This window comes from Candidatus Methylacidiphilales bacterium (genome assembly GCA_028713655.1).
GTDB lineage: Bacteria > Verrucomicrobiota > Verrucomicrobiia > Methylacidiphilales > JAAUTS01 > JAQTNW01.
In genome coordinates this window covers 119,624-137,930 of the sequence record JAQTNW010000001.1, presented here as the reverse complement: position 1 = coordinate 137,930, position 18,307 = coordinate 119,624, and the positions used below count along the sequence as shown (strand labels likewise).

11 protein-coding genes are annotated in these 18,307 nt (G+C 54.4%); 2 read left to right on the top strand and 9 right to left on the bottom strand.

What is annotated here, in order from left to right; translation table 11 throughout:
- Positions 1-61: 61 nt before the first annotated feature.
- Positions 62-6,508, bottom strand: coding sequence for a S8 family serine peptidase (locus PHD76_00635; GenBank protein ID MDD5260331.1), 6,447 nt, complete (start codon positions 6,506-6,508; stop codon positions 62-64).
- 601 nt (positions 6,509-7,109) lie between these two features.
- On the opposite strand from PHD76_00635, the gene PHD76_00630 reads away from it, so the two are divergent.
- Positions 7,110-7,493, top strand: coding sequence for an Hpt domain-containing protein (locus PHD76_00630; protein ID MDD5260330.1), 384 nt, complete (start codon positions 7,110-7,112; stop codon positions 7,491-7,493).
- Between the two features lie 64 nt (positions 7,494-7,557).
- On the opposite strand, the gene PHD76_00625 is transcribed toward PHD76_00630, so the two are convergent.
- From PHD76_00625 to PHD76_00605, 5 genes are all read right to left on the bottom strand, one after another.
- Complete coding sequence (locus PHD76_00625; protein ID MDD5260329.1) at positions 7,558-8,451, bottom strand: DUF2167 domain-containing protein; 894 nt, start codon at positions 8,449-8,451, stop codon at positions 7,558-7,560.
- Positions 8,452-8,583: 132 nt separating this feature from the next.
- The gene (locus tag PHD76_00620; GenBank protein MDD5260328.1) at positions 8,584-10,602 is read right to left on the bottom strand and encodes an ATP-binding protein; all 2,019 of its coding nucleotides are present in this window, start codon (positions 10,600-10,602) and stop codon (positions 8,584-8,586) included.
- 109 nt (positions 10,603-10,711) lie between these two features.
- Entirely contained in the window at positions 10,712-11,029 is a 318-nt protein-coding gene (locus tag PHD76_00615; GenBank protein ID MDD5260327.1) for a hypothetical protein, read from the bottom strand.
- Positions 11,030-11,379: 350 nt separating this feature from the next.
- The gene (locus tag PHD76_00610) at positions 11,380-12,198 is read right to left on the bottom strand and encodes a hypothetical protein (protein MDD5260326.1); all 819 of its coding nucleotides are present in this window, start codon (positions 12,196-12,198) and stop codon (positions 11,380-11,382) included.
- On the bottom strand, positions 12,195-13,082 hold the full coding sequence (locus PHD76_00605; protein MDD5260325.1) for an ABC transporter ATP-binding protein: 888 nt from the start codon (positions 13,080-13,082) through the stop codon (positions 12,195-12,197). The genes PHD76_00610 and PHD76_00605 overlap by 4 nt, the downstream gene beginning before the upstream one ends.
- Positions 13,083-13,375: 293 nt before the next feature.
- Here PHD76_00605 and PHD76_00600 point away from each other — a divergent pair, with 293 nt between their 5' ends.
- Entirely contained in the window at positions 13,376-15,193 is a 1,818-nt protein-coding gene (locus tag PHD76_00600; GenBank protein ID MDD5260324.1) for a phosphoenolpyruvate carboxykinase (GTP), read from the top strand.
- A 264-nt stretch (positions 15,194-15,457) separates the two neighbouring features.
- Here the strand turns inward: PHD76_00600 and PHD76_00595 are convergent, their stop codons facing one another.
- The 3 genes from PHD76_00595 to PHD76_00585 form a co-directional block, all read right to left on the bottom strand.
- On the bottom strand, positions 15,458-16,621 hold the full coding sequence (locus PHD76_00595; GenBank protein ID MDD5260323.1) for a L,D-transpeptidase: 1,164 nt from the start codon (positions 16,619-16,621) through the stop codon (positions 15,458-15,460).
- Between the two features lie 44 nt (positions 16,622-16,665).
- Positions 16,666-16,923, bottom strand: a complete 258-nt coding sequence (locus PHD76_00590) for a hypothetical protein (GenBank protein MDD5260322.1) — start codon at positions 16,921-16,923, stop codon at positions 16,666-16,668.
- Positions 16,924-17,029: 106 nt separating this feature from the next.
- Entirely contained in the window at positions 17,030-18,196 is a 1,167-nt protein-coding gene (locus PHD76_00585) for a sulfite reductase subunit alpha (protein ID MDD5260321.1), read from the bottom strand.
- Between the last annotated feature and the right edge of the window lie 111 nt (positions 18,197-18,307).

Below are 18,307 nucleotides of genomic sequence, written 5' to 3'. Positions count from 1 at the left end.
GGCGCGCATTGAAATTAGAGGCAAGACCCCCCCGCTGTCAACGGAGCCCCAAGGAACAAAATCAAGGTTGTGTTACCTGAAGGCGTATGAATCGCGCGGCTGCAGAACTCACGGGTGTCAGATCCCGTACAACCACTGTCGCTGTGGAATCGCCGTTCGGAGTTGAGGAAACCTGGGTGGTATAAGTGGGGCCAGAATGCCAGTTTACCAAGTCGGAGGAAACCTGGACAATGTAATGAATGTCGCTGGCGTTCTGCAGTTGTGTGTACGAGAGCGTCAGATAATTGGCGGAAGAAAACGACTGGAGTTGCGTCGCAGGCATTGCAGGAGAACCGGGGCTGTAATAGAGCAAGGGGTTAAGGCCCAAGGCATATTTCATCAGATTGGAAATGCCATCACCGGCGGGACTGACGGTGGCAGCTTGCTGTCCCGTCGAATAATTGGCCAAAGTGGCAGCTGCCCAATTGTTGAAGGAGAGATTTGCGATTGTGACCGACGCCTGCTGGGATACGCCAAGCTGATAATTGGCCGATGAAGCGACAGTGGCCACGACGGTGCTATTTGGCGCAGCACCGGCATTGGCGACAACGGGGATGGTAATGGAAGCAGCTCCATCTGGAATGGTGGCCGTTCCCAACAAGGCCACGTAATCAACGCCGCTATGCGCCGTACCCGCTACCGCATACGAAACAGCCAGACTCCCCGCCGATGCACCTGTTCGTGTGAAGGTCAATTGGCCGTTGGCCACATTATTAATCGCGACCGGATTCGTGGCGGTGACGGAAACGGCGGGAGGATCGGGCAAGACCGTGATGTTAATCGCGTCGCTCCCAGTCAAACTGCCATCGGTCACCGTACCGCTCACACGATAGGTTCCCGGCGCCGAAAAGCTCACACTGGGATTAATGCCGGACGAGGAAACTGAATTCACCGAACTGAATGTGGCTTTTTGCGGACCATTGAGCATTTTCCATGCGATGGGAAGGCTGCTCGAAGAACCGGTGACGCTGGCCGAGAGTGTGGCGGCCTGGGAAAGCCGGATGGTCTGGTCTCCGCCGAGATAAATCGTCGGCGCGGCACTGGTTGAATTGATGTTCAAAGATGAATTGCCAATAAGTCCGAGAGATGTTGATTTGACATAGAGAAGATGGCCATTCGCTGTTATGACTACACCTCGATTCATGATTTGCGAGTTAACAACCGGAAAATCAGCCAAGGGAGCACCATTGGCACGATTGAACCGGCGAATCAGATTGTAAGGAGCGGCTCCGTAAACAAAATTTGATCCCTGCAGGAAACAGACGGCACTGGAGTAGGGCTGCCCGTAAGGCCAGACAATATTCCCCACTCCGGTATTCATTTCTGTGACGCCCACTCCATAAACCCCGCCGCTGGCCGAATAAATGCGCGCGTAATCGTCGTCAATGGCAATGTCTATGGTATTTTCAAGAACAAAGGGATAGGCATGGGTAAAATTGGGAACGCTCGAACTACTAACAATATATTGATCAACAGAGCTAGAGCCACTCAGTCCCAGTTCAACGACAAACAAAGAACTTGAGTCGCCATTGGTTTTAATAGTCGGGCCGCTATAATATGTCCTCTGCCCAAATTGTCCCAGGGTTTGCCCCGTCGCGGGATCAATCTGATAAAGATAACCCCACCCGGCAGTGGAAGAGGCATAGAGCCTGCCATCCGATGCGACAGCGAGGCTGACCGGCTGAAAATTGAGATTGATAATATCCGACTGGGTCAGCCCGGGCAGTTGAAAGACCTGGACTTGCCGGGCCCCTGTGAGGGCAATGTAAAGTTGAGTTCCATCTGGGGAAATGGCCATCCCACCTGACCCCGGGGCAGCCACCAACTTGGCAGTTTTGCTGGTCACACCGGCATCCGTATCAATCGCCAGCAGACGAAGGTTCGTATTGTCCACGACATAAGCCAGATCACGTGTGCGGTCCGCAATCACTGATCCAATTTGAAAATTAACCTGGGTCTCAGCCGTCAATGAAGCCGCGACAAAGAGCGAATAGGAAATCAATTGCTGGGTACCATTGTTGTAGTTAACCCGGAAAGTCAGTTTAATTTCGTGGCCATCGGTTGCAGATGGACTTATGGCAACCTTGAAATTCGGCGACGGGGTAAAACTCACATAACTGCTGACATTCCCAACAACATCAGTCATTGGCGTTTGCAGGGTGGCCAAAGGATCCGAACAAAGCAGATCCACCGAAACATTTGAAATCTGAAAATTGCTGAAATTTTTAAAAGTGGGGCTGAGTTGAACCGTCTGTCCGGGATGCACATAGCCATCGGCACTGCCGGGAGCGGGATCCGTGACAACAACGCCCTTAAGGCCAATCGGCACCCCAGGCGGAACATCAAGATCGACCGCGCCCCCAATCATACCCAGCGAGTAATCATAACCATCAACTGTATTGGCGGTGCTGGATCCGTCCCAACGGGCTTTCACATAGACTGTCCGGCCGTTTTGAGTTGTCGCCAATCCACGATATGTAATGGAATCAGCATTATTGGTGATAACATAATCCTGAAGGGTGCTGCCGTTTGCTCTGGAAAAACGCCGGATGCCGCCGCCATACCAGTAATCGGAAGCGCCAAGAACATCGCTGCGGCCGGGGACGTAAGAAACCGCCGAGCCCCATGACTGGTTTAGATTCCAACTCGTCACGGATCCGCCGTTAAGCGGCACAAGAGTCAGTTTGCCATCGCTCAATATGGCATAAAATACATCAGCCTGTTCATCGACGGCAAAGTCCCGTATGTATAAACTGGAAGAACCGGCTGTCAAAATGGAAAGCTGCGTGGGCGCACCTGCTCCTGCAGTTGAAAAGCGGTAAATCTGGTTGCTCAGGCTGCCATAAAGTTCAGTCCCAGCCGCGTTGCGCCGAAGAATACCGGACACAACAAATCCCGGGCCCGTTTGGCTAAGCACCGCCCCGGTTGTGGCATTGATTTGAACCAGCTTTTGTGTGGCATCGTTTGTTGTACAATAGATTCTCCCCAATGCATCACAGGCCAGGCTTTCCGGTTGGAAACTGTAAGACCATTGCGCAAGCGATGTCATATCAGGAAGTGAAAAAACCTGGATGATCTGTGATTGCGGCAACGCAAGATAGAGGCGCGAGCCATCGACCGATTCGGCCATCATCCCGGGCGCAGGCGGAGCACCGTTAACCGTCGCCAAGCCCCCAATGGGCACTGCGGAATTAATATGCCCGGCATCCGTATCGAAAAGAAGTACCCGGAGGTAGCGCTTATCAACGACATAAACGATGTTGCGTTGCTGGTCGGCCAGGATTTCCCCGAACTGCAAAGTAGAGGCAAGCTCCCCTCTCGACGGTGTGGCACGGACCACGATGGCATAGATAAACTGTTTCGATTGGCCCGTATCCCAATTCGCGGTGAAGGTGAAAGTTATGGCCGTTCCATCAGCCAAACCGGATGCCAGTTGAATCCGGTAAGCGCCGGCAACCGAAGAGGCTCCCGCCGCCACAGTACCTAACGTTTGCGAAGAGGGGGAAAGGAGGGAGGCTCCCGTGCCAGCAGCAAGGCTGATGGACACATTGGTCGCAGACTGGCCGCCCGTATTGAGCAAGGTTGGCGTGAGACTGACAATCTCCCCGCTGTTCGGAACAGAATCGCCATTGCCTTCCACATCGGAAAAAGCCACTGTCGAAAGATTGATGGCCGATCCGGTTGGCGGAGGAGGCGGATTATTAATGGCCAGCGAGTTTCCACCGATCAAACCAAGGATCGATCCACCGCCAGACCCCGCCTTGATATAAAGAATATTGCCGTTTGGAGTAATCGCGATTCCCCGCGGTGAAACAGGCTTGCCATTCGTGCCAACAACATAGTCGCCAAGAGTCGTTCCATCGGCACGATTGAATTTCCGGATATTTCCGCTGTAAGGATCACCCGAAGCTCCATAAATAACAGAGTCGTTCGGAAGAAAGGCGACGGCCTCTCCATAAGCACTGCCAAATGGATAAACATTGCCGTAATCACCCGTGAGCATATCGGTGACTTCGACGCCGTAAATTCCGCCATTGAGCGTGTACATGCGATTCTGTTGTTCATCAACAGCGAAATCATTCAGATAAACCTGGACAAACGGGAAGGTTTGCAGGAGAGAGGCGGTTCCGCCTGAAATATTGTACTGATAGATGTAACCTGGGCCGCCCACCGTGTAGAGTCCGGTTTCACCAACATAGAGGTTTGTACCATACTGGCTCGTACGGAGAAGCGCTTGCTTGTAGAATTGCTGATTACCGCCTTTGTCAAAGGACTGTATGTCGAGCCCATTGGACGTGTTGACTTCGCGGATTTTACCCCAGTAATCGGTGGAAGACGCATAAAGACGGCCATTCACCCCGCAAGCCAGACCGTAGGGCGAGAAATCCAGAGGTAAGCTGACCAGAGGCGATAAATCTGGCAACGAAAACACCTGGATTTTCTGAGCGGCGGTAAGCGCGACGTAAAGGCGAGTCCCATCCAGTGAAACAGCAAGCTGGCCGGTCACGCTGGGTGAGTTTCCTCCCACCGCGCCATCATCAAGCGACGCATAAGCGGTGAGCTGCCCCAAGGCGGTATCAATCTCCAGAACCCGGTGATCGGTTCTGTCGATTACATAGACCAAATTGCGCGCAGTATCGGCTTTCATTTCACCGCATGAGAAATTCACCGTGGCTTCCACGAAGCCTTTTGGTTTCGACACAACTACAGTGGCTGGGGCATGCACATCCGGAAGGCCTGTGGCGCGAATCACAACATCGAACGTAAGAACAGCATTGTCCTGCAAGGCTCCACTTAGTTGGATGCGGAATGGGGTGCCCACCACATAGGGTTGATAGGGCTGCAAGGAACCCACTGTGACAGTGCTTGTAAGCACCGTGGCGGTCGCCTGATTGGAAACAATCTGCACGGTGACGTTACCCGCAGCTTGGCCGCCAACATTTAAAAGTGTCGGAATCAGGCGGATAAGCTCGCCTGGATTGGCATAACCGTCATTGTTGCCCTCACTATCGTTAAGGGAAATGCTGCTCATCTGAAGCTGGGCGGTCTTGGGCTGCCAATTGAGATTAACCACGTTATAAAGGTTCAAACGGCCCGAGGTTTGAATCAATCCCGCAAGCTGCGAAAGTTGATCCGTCCGCTGAATCAGCAGGCTTTTGAGTTGCGCAACCGTTAAAGAGGGGTTTTCGGCCAAAGCCAGCGCCGCCGCGCCGCTGACATGGGGCGTGGCCATCGACGTTCCGCTGATCTGGCCATAACTGGTCGGCAATCCGTAGCTGCTCATAGCCGCGGTTGCAACTGTCGGAAATGTGCTCAAAACCCCCACACCCGGCGCGGCCAGGGCGACTGTCTTCGTGCCGTAATTGGAGAAACTCGCCAATTGATCGTTGGCATCCGTAGCCGCAACCGAAAGAATGTTTGGACTCGCGTAACAGGAGGGATAAGACGGCGTGAGATCTGTATTGGCGCCATTATTGCCGGCAGCCACCACGAATAAAACGCCCGCCGTATTGGCCGCATCAATGGCATTCTTCAGCGCCTGCGAGTAAGCGCCACCGCCCCATGAGTTGGAGATGATCTTCGCACCCATGTAGGTTGCGTAATTAATGCCGTCCACCGCGTCGCTCGTATAACCGCTGCCATTCGAGGAAAGAAACTTCAGCGGCATGATTTTGACATGCCAGGTGACGCCTGCGACACCCTGGCCGTTGTTGCCAAGGGCTCCAATCGTGCCGGAAACATGGGTGCCGTGGAAGTGATCGTCCTGCGGATTGTTATTGTCCGCATAAAAATTCCAGCCGTGCGTGTCATTGATGTAGCCCGGGTCGCTGCCCGGATTAGGATTGGTCCAGATATTTGCGGCCAGATCCGGGTGATTAAAATCAATGCCCGTATCGAGTACGGCCACGACTACATTGGGACTGCTGTTAATGATGCCCCACGCATCGGTCGCATCAATGTCCGCATGCGGTTTGCCGGAAGTTTGGCCTGTGTTATTCAGACCCCATTCACCCGAAAAATTCGGATCATTCGGCACAAGGGTCGCATGCAGGATCGAATCAGCTTCAACGTACTTCAGCACCTTCGCCGATTTGCCAAAGGTTTGAATCGCAAGCGGAAGACTGTCGAGGTTCGGATTGGGTAACTGCAAAAGATAAAAACCCGGAGTATGCATCGGCTTGAGTACTGTCGCTCCATTTTGTGCCGCAATTTGGCTAACATCAGCCACCGTGGCCCCGGGTTGAAGCTCCACCACCACATGATCCGCAACGGCAGCATCTTGCGCCAGAAGGACTGAGTTGCCATTGGGCTCTTGAATCCGGGTTTCTTCAACTCGAACCAGCGGATATTTCATGTCGGTCCGATACAAACTCACGCGGCGGAATTCGCCCGCTGCGTTGGGTAGATCATCACGATAAGCCAGTCTTTGCGCGTTCTTCAGGAAATCCTGGCTCCCCATGTCAGCCATCTTGAGGTTCTGTTTCGCTGGAACAACTCGAAAGGAATTAATCTGCCCTAGCGCTTGAGCCAAGCTGCTTGCAGCCGGCTGGCCCGCTCCGGTTAAACCCGGAAAACTGGCATGGCTTAAATGGGCGCGAGCCGCAATACGGGGATCTACTGCGGCCTTATCGGCAGATGTATGTGGGAAATGCCAAATTTCCCAGCCAATGAGCATGGAAGCTAAAACAACTGCAGCAGCTACCCATTTGAGTTTCATGGCTGTTCTCCCAATGCAAGAGACAACCCAAATTATGGAATAGGTTCACACAGGTAAAGAGAATATCCTTACCCTAAGGGCATTATTTATATACTGATATAGTCATTAGAAAAACAAATAGCCCGCCTGCCACTTGCCCCTACTCCTGATTTTTCTCACCCAGCGACTTGAAAACAAAATTTCAGATTGGAAAAAGATTTTCAAGATTTCAAGGCCCCAGGCGCGCTTTAAATGCCTGTCTGCTTCCCGTTACAGAGGGAAATCGTCTTTGGCGGATTTGTGGCACAGCCCATGCCACTCTTCCACAGGAACAGTACCTATTCGGAAATCAACTCTACGGAAGGATCATGATATGAACCCATTATTTGAACCTGAACAAATGGAACCCGGCACAGTCAACGTGGCCCAGCTTGTGGAAGATTTGGACGAAGACTCCATGCTGTCGTTTCTGGGTATTTTCCTGGAACAAATGCCAACGCTCCTCAAGGAACTGGCCACGGGTGTCGTGCTGGAGGAAAATGAAAGGATTCGAGAGACTGCGCATGAAATCAAGGGCAGCAGCGCTTATATCGGCGCCACCCGGCTGTTGTGGCTGGCCTGGGCGATGGAACAATACGCCTGTGACGGTGAAATACCCCCCTGCCGCCAGATTCTTGGAGAGCTGTCAAAGGAATACCGCAGGGTTGAAAATAATCTGAGCAGAATCCTGAACATCAGGCTGCCTATTGCAGCCTGAGGCAGCCTGAGGCAGCCTGAATTTACAAACGCCTGGCGGATTTCAACAATTCAGGCGCTCAATTTCAGGCGTTGTTTTGCGTGCCTTTGCCAAACAGCTTTTTAACCCAGACCACGACCGCAATGGCGCCCAGAATGATGAACTTTTTTGCAGCCAGGATAAAAACCCAAAGCATTTTGAAAAGGCCAAGCTTGGCCGCAACCCCGCCCGCAACCAAGGCCGCAAGCCCGTACGTGGCAATCCGGTCTACCTTGGGATCGAAATCCGCATAACGGTTGCCCTCGTTGAAATCGACCATGGCCAGGATTTCAGGCGTCTTGCCCTCAATCTCGGCGAGCTGGTTCATGCCTGATATGACATTCAATACCAACACACCGCGCCTGCCCAGGATCCGGATGTTGTAATTGAGGGTCCTGGCCTTTTCCCCACCGAATTGTATTTCCTTGGCCCAGTAGAGCTTGTGCGTGGCCGAATCATAACGAGGTGGTGCCGCCCACCCGATCAGCTCAATTTCCGGATAACCGGCCTTGACTCTCTCTTTGTTGTCTTCACGGGCGCCTTCCTGCATCTTTTTGAGCAAATCCGTGTAATTGATCTTGCTGGCATCGTTGTCCTTGACGTAGCCGTCATCGTTGTAGGAAATGGTAACGGCCCAGCAATCCTCCTGCAGAGGTCCTGTGTTCTCAGGGAGCAGCATGCCCAGGGACTTCCCGCCGGGAGGATTGCGCCACAGTTTCACAAGGACTGTCTCCGCGTCCTCGGGTCCCAAATAACGAAACCCGGACGGGACGTTGAGCTTCGCCAGACCGGATTGCAGATTAATTTCCCCCTGCTGGTATTTCAGGCCCTTCGCTATTTTTTCCAAATCTTCACGGCTCTCAGGCTTGTCCTGGCCGAAACAGGTTCCAGCGGTTGCAATGAATGACAGGGCCAGCAGGTTTTTAATGACGAGGTTCATGGGCATTCTTTTTTGAATTGTTAATTTATCACTTCGGCAGGATCCGCCACCACGCCGGATTCTGCCTGCAAACGGCCTTAAATGTCAAGTTGCTGAAGCCCAGATTCCAGAAAAAATGCGGACCCGCCCATGTCAACTTGGGGCACCCGGCTGATCCAGCACTTCCCTCAGTTTGCGGGCCAGATCGGATGGCGTGAACGGTTTTTGCAGAAGCACCGCGCCCTTGTCTAGCACGCCCTGATGCACAATGGCATTCTCCGTGTAGGCGGAGGTGAAGAGAATCTTCACTCCAGGATATAACGCAACGACACGTTCGGACAATTCCTGGCCTGTCATGTGGGGCATGACCACATCGGTGAACAGCAAGTCAATGCGCTTAATGTCCCGCCTTTGCATCAGCTTTAGGGCTTCATTGCCATCGGCTGCTGTAAATACAGTGTAACCCAGTCGCGCCAACAAGACTGCGGCCATCTCGCGCAGGGCGGAATCGTCCTCAACCACCAGAACGGCTTCCGTCCCGCCCGGCAAATCAGGCGGAGCGGGACTTTGGATCGGGGTCTTCGTCTGCGGTTCAACTTGTGGTAGATAAATTTTGAAGGTCGTGCCCCGGCCGGGCTCGCTATAGACGCTGATATGCCCGCCGCTTTGCTTGATGATGCCATAACAACTGGATAATCCCAAACCCGTGCCCTGGCCGATGTCCTTGGTCGTAAAGAACGGCTCGAACACGCGCGACCTTAGCTCCTCGCTCATGCCTGTACCGGTGTCGGTGATCGCCAGCATCACATAGCCACCCGGCTTCAATTCCGCATCACGGCCCATGCTTTCCTCGCCGAACGTTATGTTGGCGGTTTCGAGCGTGAGTTTGCCGCCGTTGGGCATGGCATCCGCAGCGTTCATTGCGAGGTTGATGATGACCTCTTCTATCTGTCCGAGGTCCGCATTCACCGCCTTGAGTCCGGCAGTCGGAACAATGCGCAGGTCCGTGCCCTCGCCCATCAAATGGCGCAGGGTGTTTTCCATCCCGGCCAGGACGGCGTTCAGATCAAGGGCTTCCGGTTGCAGGAATTGTCTGCGCCCATAGGCCAGGAGTTGCCGGGTCAGCGTCGCGGCGCGCGCGGCGGCTTTTTTGATTTCGGCCGTGCTTTCGGACAGGGGGCTCCCAGCCGGAAGATCGCCGTGCAGCAATTCGCTGCGGCAGATGATGGCGGTCAGGATGCTGTTAAATTCGTGGGCCACACCGCCCGCCAGTTTGCCGACGGTTTCGAGTTTCTGGGATTGCAATAACTGGGCCTCATTTCTTTTGCGCTCAACGATCTGCGCCCGCAGCACCGAATTCAACGTGCTCGCACCCAGCAGCACAAGCTGTAACAACGCCACCAAACTGATGACACGTAATTTCGCGTTGAGAATGGCGCTCATGAATTCGTGGGCGTCAAAATCCACGCCCAGTGCGCCCTCCACCCGTCCCCAAGGATCGTGCAGCGGCACATACGCGCTGACCCAGGTGCCCCAACGATCAGTAATCGGAACGAGGGCGAAGTTGGCCTCCCCGCGAAAAGCGCGTTCCAATCCTTCGTCCGCCTTGTCGTAAACTTCACCGATGGGCGTGCGTTCCTCGCGCTCCCCGTCATACACGCCGTTGTGGTTGTAGTCCGTTTCAGAATCAACGATGAAAACATTTTTCCCATTGGGCAGTTTGCGAAGCGTATAAATATCGCTGACATCCGGGTTCAATTTTTCCCAGTTGATCTCGGTTTGAATCAGGTTCAGGTAAAGCGGATCATTTGCCGCGGCAGTGCTTGATAATTTCCAGTGTCCACGCTTCTCCATCTCGTCGGCGTAGAGTTGCGCAAAATCCAGCGTGAGACTTTGAATACGATTGAGTTCCCTCTGGCCGGCCTGTTCCGACATATTCCAACCCAGGCACAGCAACAGGATTGCCAAAACCCAGACCAGCCAGGGCAACCGCGCGTATTTTACATTCCGAAGCCACGCATACTGGACCGCCAAAGCGGCGGCGCATATCGCGGCAAAGATGAGAAACGGGGTTTGTTCTATAGGCCAAGTCTGCATGATTTGCCCGTAATTAAGAATACCGCCCGCCAGGTTATTGTCGAGCATCCCGAACACTTGGCGGCGGAGTCGCACGCATGAAATGTGCCATTCTCGCTGGCACAGGCATATCCCGATTGCTATTCCCCGCAAAGAAGCGCAGATTGTCCTTTCCTTCGGAATTTTCATTTTTCCGCGGGTCAACTTAAATCCGAAGGAAAGGAAATCCATATGGGCGACAGATCCCCGAAATCGAATCAGAAGCAGAAATCCCAGCAGGCAGCCAAAAAGGCCGGCGCAAACCAGCAAAAGCAAAACGCGATTGCCAGCAGACAGAACGCGGAAAAGAAAAAATAGGAGTGTTTATGGGCAAAGGCAACAACAGTCGTCGAAAAGAAGTCAAAAAACCAAAACAAGACAAGCCCAAGCCTGTCCCCGGCGGTAAAAAATCCTGATCCCTGGCAATGCGCACAAAAGGCGCGCCCGCTGGCCAGACATCAAAAAGCGCCTCCAGGCAGCGCATGGCAAAAAGGTTTTCAACCCAGTCGCATCTATTTTGAAACAACGGGAAAACGAGCGCTGATGTTTTGCTTCATGTGGCAAGCGTCCAGATTTTGGGTATCCACGTGTTTTTGACTTTTGACAGCCAGCAATCGAAATTTGCACGGCGCACCGGGCTTGAAGTAAAGCCGTAGGCGCAAACCCGGCAGGAAGACTGCTGCAGAACCTCCTCAAAATAAGGCGGCTCCATTTCAAAAAAATCCCATTCAGGCGGTTTTGCTTATAACCCGGATGTTGCCGCACCCCTGCTCCTGCCACACTTTGGAGCAGGACACTTTGCAGGGGTTTTCAGAACCGTGTGACGCATCCGGGTCAGAGGTCGGATTTGACGATTCTCCGGCAAAACACTGCCGCAAACAGGCCGAGGTAAAGCAATGCGGCCAGCACAACTGCAGCGGAGGAAAGCGGCTGGGTTGCTGCATTCGAGTTGACCATGTGATTGACCGACTCCGGAACGGGCAGCGGCGCCAAAGCGCCCAGCACCTGGCCGGGAAGCAGCAAAAGCAGCCGGGTCTTGGCCACGGCAAAATAAAAGATCCAACGGCAGGCCGATTCCAAAACGAGCACATAGGCCAGATAAGCCAATGCGGCCAGGGCCGTCTGACGGATTAAAAAACCCAGCAAAGTTCCCAGGAAAAGATAGCCCAGCGCCTGCAGGAAATAACGCAGGACACAGCCCGCCTGCGGCAGACCCAGTCCCCCACCGTCCAGAACTTCCCCGGCAAAAACCAGGAGGACATAGAATCCGGTCGCCGCCAAAGCCAGCGCAACGGCCCAGACCAGTTTCGACGCGGCCACTTCCAGCCGGGTCATGCCGAAAATAACGCTCTGCCGCAGGGTCCGGTTGCCGAACTCCAGGGTAATCATGAAAACCCCCAGAAATCCGAGCAGAAAGACATTCATCCAACTCCCGATCCATGCCACCAGTTCCCAATTGTGCGGATAAACAAAAAGATCGGCGGTGGGATTATAGCTGGCGCCGTTTGAAGTGAACGTCATGCTGCGGCCAATGAGACGCGCCAAACACAAGACCAGGACAAAAGAACCGGCATAGAGGGCGGCGATGACGCGGAACGTTCCGTTTGGAAAATATTTTTTCCACTCGAGCTCTAACAAGTGCAGCGGGTTCATTTTCGTGTGATCTCCAGAAATTCAACTTCCAGGCTTTGGCGCTTCGAGACCAGGTGGTCGAGGACAATGCCCTGTTCAAAGGCCAGCCGGTTCAATTCGCCGGGCTGCCGCCCCGGTTCCAACTCCAGATACAGGCGCTGGTCCTTGCGGGTGATTTTTTTGACAAAGGGGGTCTTGGAAAGGAGCTGGAAAAGTTTTTCAATGTCTGACGCGCCGGCCTCGACCGTGGGTTGGTCGCTGAGGATCGAGCCGACGGCGCCCGACGCCAGAAGTTTCCCTTTTTTGATGATGGCCACATGGGAACAGATTTTTTCGACTTCATCCAGGATATGGCTGGCGAGGATGATGGTTTTGCCCTGCGCGGCTATTTTTTGGATGATGTGCCGCACTTCGATCATGCCTTCGGGGTCCAGGCCGTTGGTGGGTTCGTCGAGTATCAACACATCCGGGTCGCCGACCAAACAGGCCGCCAGCGCCAGGCGCTGTTTCATTCCAAGAGAATAGGTTTTGTAGGCGGAACCGCGGCGCTCCTTCAACTGCACCAGCTCCAGCAACGAATCGATCTGAGGATTCGGCGCTCGTTTGATCGAAGCAACAATGGAAAGGTTCTGGTCGGCATTGAGGTAGGGGTAAAAGTTCGGTGTTTCCAACAGTCCCCCGATGCGCTTTCGGGCATTTTGTCCTTCCTGGCCGTCAAACCACGCAAAGCTGCCGCGGGAGGAATGAATGACATCGAGGAGGATGGCCAACAGGGTGGTTTTGCCGCTGCCATTGGGGCCCAGCAAGCCGAACACCTGTCCGGCTTCAACGCTAAGATCCAAGCCATCGAGCGCTGCCAACGAGCCATAGTTCTTGGCCAGGTTTGTTACAGAGAGAACGGGCATCAGGAAACAGTGTGGAAGGATGCAAAACGATCAAGCCTTTTGCGCAGGAATTTGGCATGGATAACCGAGATCATCTCTGATGGGTTAATACACTGTAAGACATGAGTTTATAAATATGAGACCCAATATCAAAGTTAATTATTAAAAAAACTAATAAAAGAGTTGATCGCCGGGCTGCCTTCATATTTAATCTTCGTCCGCCGAGGGCTTCTGTTTCGGAATCAACCGGGACGCAGCATCCGGCACAAGACAATTATTGATAAAACACGCTTCAAGCTCCAACGAGATATCCCATGAACTATAAAGCAGTCGGCAACGGAAAAACCAGGAACGAAATCCTCCTCAAATGGATCGGCAAAATGGCGGAATTATGCGAACCGGAACAGGTTCATTTCTGCGACGGCTCGCAGGCGGAATACGATCAGCTTTGCGCGATGATGGTCAAAAGCGGGACCTTTACCAAATTGAACGCAGAGAAACGCCCGAACAGTTTTGCCGCTTTTTCAGACCCAAGCGATGTCGCCCGAGTGGAAGACCGCACCTTTATCTGCAGCAGGAGCAAGGAAGACGCCGGGCCGACCAACAACTGGATGGAGCCGCATGAAATGCGAACCCTGTTGAAGGGCGTGTTCAAAGGCTGCATGCACGGGCGCACGATGTATGTCATTCCCTTCAGCATGGGCCCGCTGGGCTCTCCAATCAGCCATGTGGGCGTGGAACTGAGCGACTCGCCCTATGTCGTGGTGAACATGCGCATCATGACCCGCATGGGCCAGAGCGTGTTCGATTTCATGGACACGACGGAAAAATTCATCGTGCCCTGCCTGCATTCCGTGGGCATGCCGCTGGAAAAAGGCCGGAAAGACGTATCCTGGCCCTGCAACAAGGAAACGAAATACATCGTCCACTTTCCCGAGACCCGCGAGATCTGGTCGTACGGCAGCGGATACGGCGGTAACGCTTTGTTAGGCAAGAAATGTTTTGCGCTTCGCATCGCCTCCAACATGGCGAGGGATGAAGGCTGGATGGCCGAGCACATGCTCATCCTCGGCGTGGAAGATCCCAAGGGGGAAAAGACCTATGTGGCCGCCGCATTCCCCTCCGCCTGCGGCAAGACCAATTTTGCCATGATCATCCCGCCGAAACCGTTTCTGGACAAGGGTTGGAAAGTCTGGACCGTGGGGGATGACATTGCCTGGATCAAACCCGGACCCGATGGCCGCCTCCATGCCATCAATCCGGAGTACGGCTATTTCGGAGTTGCGCCCGGCACTTCGATGAAGTCAAATCCCAACGCCATGCTCTCGGCGTCCCGGAATACGATTTTCACCAATTGCGCCCTGACCCCGGATGGTGATGTCTGGTGGGAGGAGATGACGGAACAGGCGCCGGCGAAACTCAAGGACTGGACCGGCCAGGATTGGACTCCGGATTGCGGGCGCAAGGCCGCCCACCCCAATGCGCGGTTTACGGCACCCGCGAGCCAATGCCCGACGATCGACTCCGCTTGGGAAGATCCCAATGGTGTGCCGCTGAGCGCGATAGTTTTCGGCGGCCGCCGCATGTCCGACGTGCCGCTGGTCTTCCAGGCGTACAATTGGAGCAACGGCGTCTATATCGGTGCGACCATGGGTTCGGAAATGACGGCCGCGGCTGCGGGCGCCATCGGGCAGTTGCGCAGTGATCCGTTTGCGATGCTGCCGTTCTGCGGATATCACATGGGCGATTATTTCCGCCACTGGATCACGATGGGCAAATATTTGTCCGAAACGCCGCGAATTTTCCACGTCAACTGGTTTCGGAAAAACAAGGACGGCAAGTTTCTTTGGCCGGGCTACGGCGAGAACATGCGGGTCCTCAAATGGATTGTGGACCGCGTTCACGGCCGGGCTGTTTCCAAGGAATGCCCCATCGGTTGGATTCCGAACTATGAGGACATCGACTGGACCGGGCTGGATTATTCCCGGGAAAAGTGGGACGAAGTCATGACGATTGACCGCGCCCGCTGGAAACTGCTCACGCTCCAGCACGAGGAATTGTTTCTCAAACTCGACACACACCTGCCGAAGGAACTGGTCTTCGAACGCCAGTTGCTGATCAGCCGGCTGTGATTCCAAACGAGCAGGAACGGCCGCGCGCTTCGTCATCGCGAGACCCAGTCCCCTCTATCAAGAGGGGCAGAAAGGTCGCCGCGGCGACCGCTTCGGGGTGTGTGGTCTTCTGGGCCGTGGCGATCCACTCTTGCCGCCAAACCCCCTTGTCTTCCCCCTTTTCAGGGGGATAGACACGGCTTGAACTAACCCTAACCTGTTTTTTCTTCCTTTGCGTCCATGGCGTACTTTGCGCGAGAAATGTGCTGGGCCGTTTGCCCCAGCCTATTCCTCCACATCCACCGGCACGCCCTTGCTGACGATCTTGAAAAGTTTCAGCGCGTTCCAGTTGGCCAGGCGGAAGCAGCCGTGTGAGCCGGTTCGCGAGATGTCCATGGGATCGGGCGTACCGTGGATTCCGTAGCCCGGCAGCGAAAGCGTGATCCAGGCCAGCCCGACAGGATTTCTCGGACCGGGCGGGATGATCATCCTGTTCGTGATCCCCTCCCTCGCGGCAGCCTCTTTCAACACATCGGGATTGAAAGTATAATTTGGGTTCAAGGCGCCGGTGACAACCGTCAGCTGCCCGTTGGGCCGCTTGTTTTTGTCCGCGGCGATTGAGCACGGAAAACAGGCGATCACCTTTCCAGTCTTGTCATAAACAAGCAGGGTGGTTTCGCTGAGGAGTATGGTGATCTTTCCAGCCTTGGGCAGCGGTACATTGGGCTCCAGATTCGGAACCGTCAGGGTGGCGCCGGAAACCACCGACGTGACGCCGGGATTCAATGTTTGGATAAACTGCGGACTGGAATGGAATTTTTCGGCAAGCATGTCCCATGCGTCTTTGTAGCCGAGATAGGTTGCCTTTGCCTTGTCCCGCCAAAGCGCCGGGGCGGGCTGGATCATCGCAATATCCGCGTCAGTCACCACATAGGTGGTAAACGGATTGCCAGGCATTCCGATCGCGGCGCGTGTCGTCTCATCCAAGATACCGGTCGGCGGCAAGCCCCGGTTTTTTTGGAATTGGGTGACAGCCCGTTTGCTGCGCATGCCGAAATCGCCGTCGATGGTACCGCAACAAAAATGATTGCGTTCGAGTTGCACCTGCCACCCGGCGTAGTCCATTTCGGTTTTGGGCTCAGGCGCTTCAACAAGTTCGGCGCGTTTGGGAGGCTCGTTCGAGAGTTGCGGCGCCTGCGCTTCAGGCAGAATCCCGAATTTTTCAGGAGGCGCGGGAGTGGAAGTTGAAGGTGGCGGCTCCGGGGCCGGGGCATGAGTTTGAGGTTGGGCCTCGGGTGGAGTGGGAGGCAGCGGGAGAACCGGAGGCGCCGCTGAAGCGGTTACGGGAGCTGCGGAAGGAATGATTGGCGCCGCAACCGCAGGTGCTGCGGCTGGAGTTTCCGGCGTCACTGCGGCAGAAACGGTGGCGGATTTTTTTTCATCCGGCACAGATGGAAGGGAGGGCTTGGGACTCGGCGGCTTCGGCGCCTGGGTCAGGGCTTTTTTTTTACCTTGGGAGTTTCGTTGTCGGGCTGGAGCGCTTCCGCTTCCGGATTTTTCTGGGCCAGTTCCTGCACCCTGGTTTTTAAACTGGTGGATCGGGACGGTTTGTTTGTTTCCTGGAACAGCATATACAAACAGCCTCCCGCGAAGAGCAGGGAAACCACCGTCATGAAGATCCAAAATGCCGGCTGCCTGCCGCGGGGGCGGCTGCCTGAGGATGCTCTGCTTGTGAATCGACGTCGGGCCATGGAATGCGCGATAGTTTAAGGCACGAATGGCCGACGAGTCAAACCGTGAACTTGCATGATTATCTCATGATTTTTTTGCGATGCGCTTGAGGGTACAATCACCTTTTTAATAAACGTCCCGCAGGTAACGCTTTTCGTCCTTCATCAGCGTCTTGCCTATATATTCCTCCGCCTTTTCGTAGGCGAGTTCGCCGTGCTGTGATGCGATTTGAATGAGGGTTTCGTGCACGTCCTTGGCCATGCGTTTGGCGTCGCCGCAAACATAAAGATACGCGCCTTCCTGCAGCCATTTCCACAGCTCGGCGCCGTTTTCGCGCATGCGATCCTGGACATAAACCTTGTGGGCCTGGTCGCGTGAAAAGGCGGTGTCAAACCGCGTGAGCAGCCCCTTCCTGAGCCAGTTATTAAATTCGTCCTCGTACAGAAAGTCTGAGGCCTTGCGCTGGTCCCCGAAAAACAGCCAATTCCGGCCGGTTGCGCCCTCGGCCTCGCGCTGCTCGAGGAAGGCCCGGAAGGGGGCGATGCCGGTGCCGGGTCCGACCATGATGATCGGGGTTTGTTTGTCGTCCGGCAGCTTGAAATGCTTGTTAGGGGCAAGAAAGACCGGCAGGTTGCCCAGGTTGAGTTCGGTATGATCGGCCAGAAAACCGGAACAGAGGCCCTTCTTTTCCCGGTGATGCGTGGTGTAGCGGACAATCGCGACCGTGAGATGGATTTCATCGGGATGTTTGGCCTGGCTGGAGGCGATGGAATACAGGCGCGGCACCAGGCGCCCGATGTTTTCAAGCAGTTCTTCCGCGGTGAAACGCACTTCAGGAAATTCATTCAGGATGTCGATGTAATCCCGCGTGTGGACATAGGTTTCAAGCTCCTCCTCATTGGCCACAAGAGCCGAAAGCCCGTCCTTTGCCGCTCCCGCCTGGATTTTTTCCGCCACGGCCCGCACAAATTTCTTGCCGGCACGGTTCAGGGTGTGGTCTTCCATCAGAGTTTGCAGGAGGGGTTTCGTGCTGCCGTCCTTTTGCGGCACGGGATGGGAGGGATCCAGGTGGAGCCTTTCCAGAATTTCGGCAGCCAGGCTGGGAGGATTTTTCGGAAAAACCCCGAGGGAATATCCCGGCTGATATTGGAGATTGCTGCCGGAGATATTGACAACAAGATGCCGGGTCTCTTTTTCAGAGCCGTCCTTGGTTAGCAGGAAGTTGTCCGTGATCTTTGCCAGAAATGGATTGTTTTTATTATAGGCGGGGGCCGCAGCTTTTGTTTCGCTCATACTTTGGGTGTGTGTTTTGCCGTTTTATTTGCTGTTGTCAAAGGTTCATTAAATGACGGTACCGGCCCGTCTGGCAATCCTTTTGATCGGCTCGGGGGATTGAACAACAAA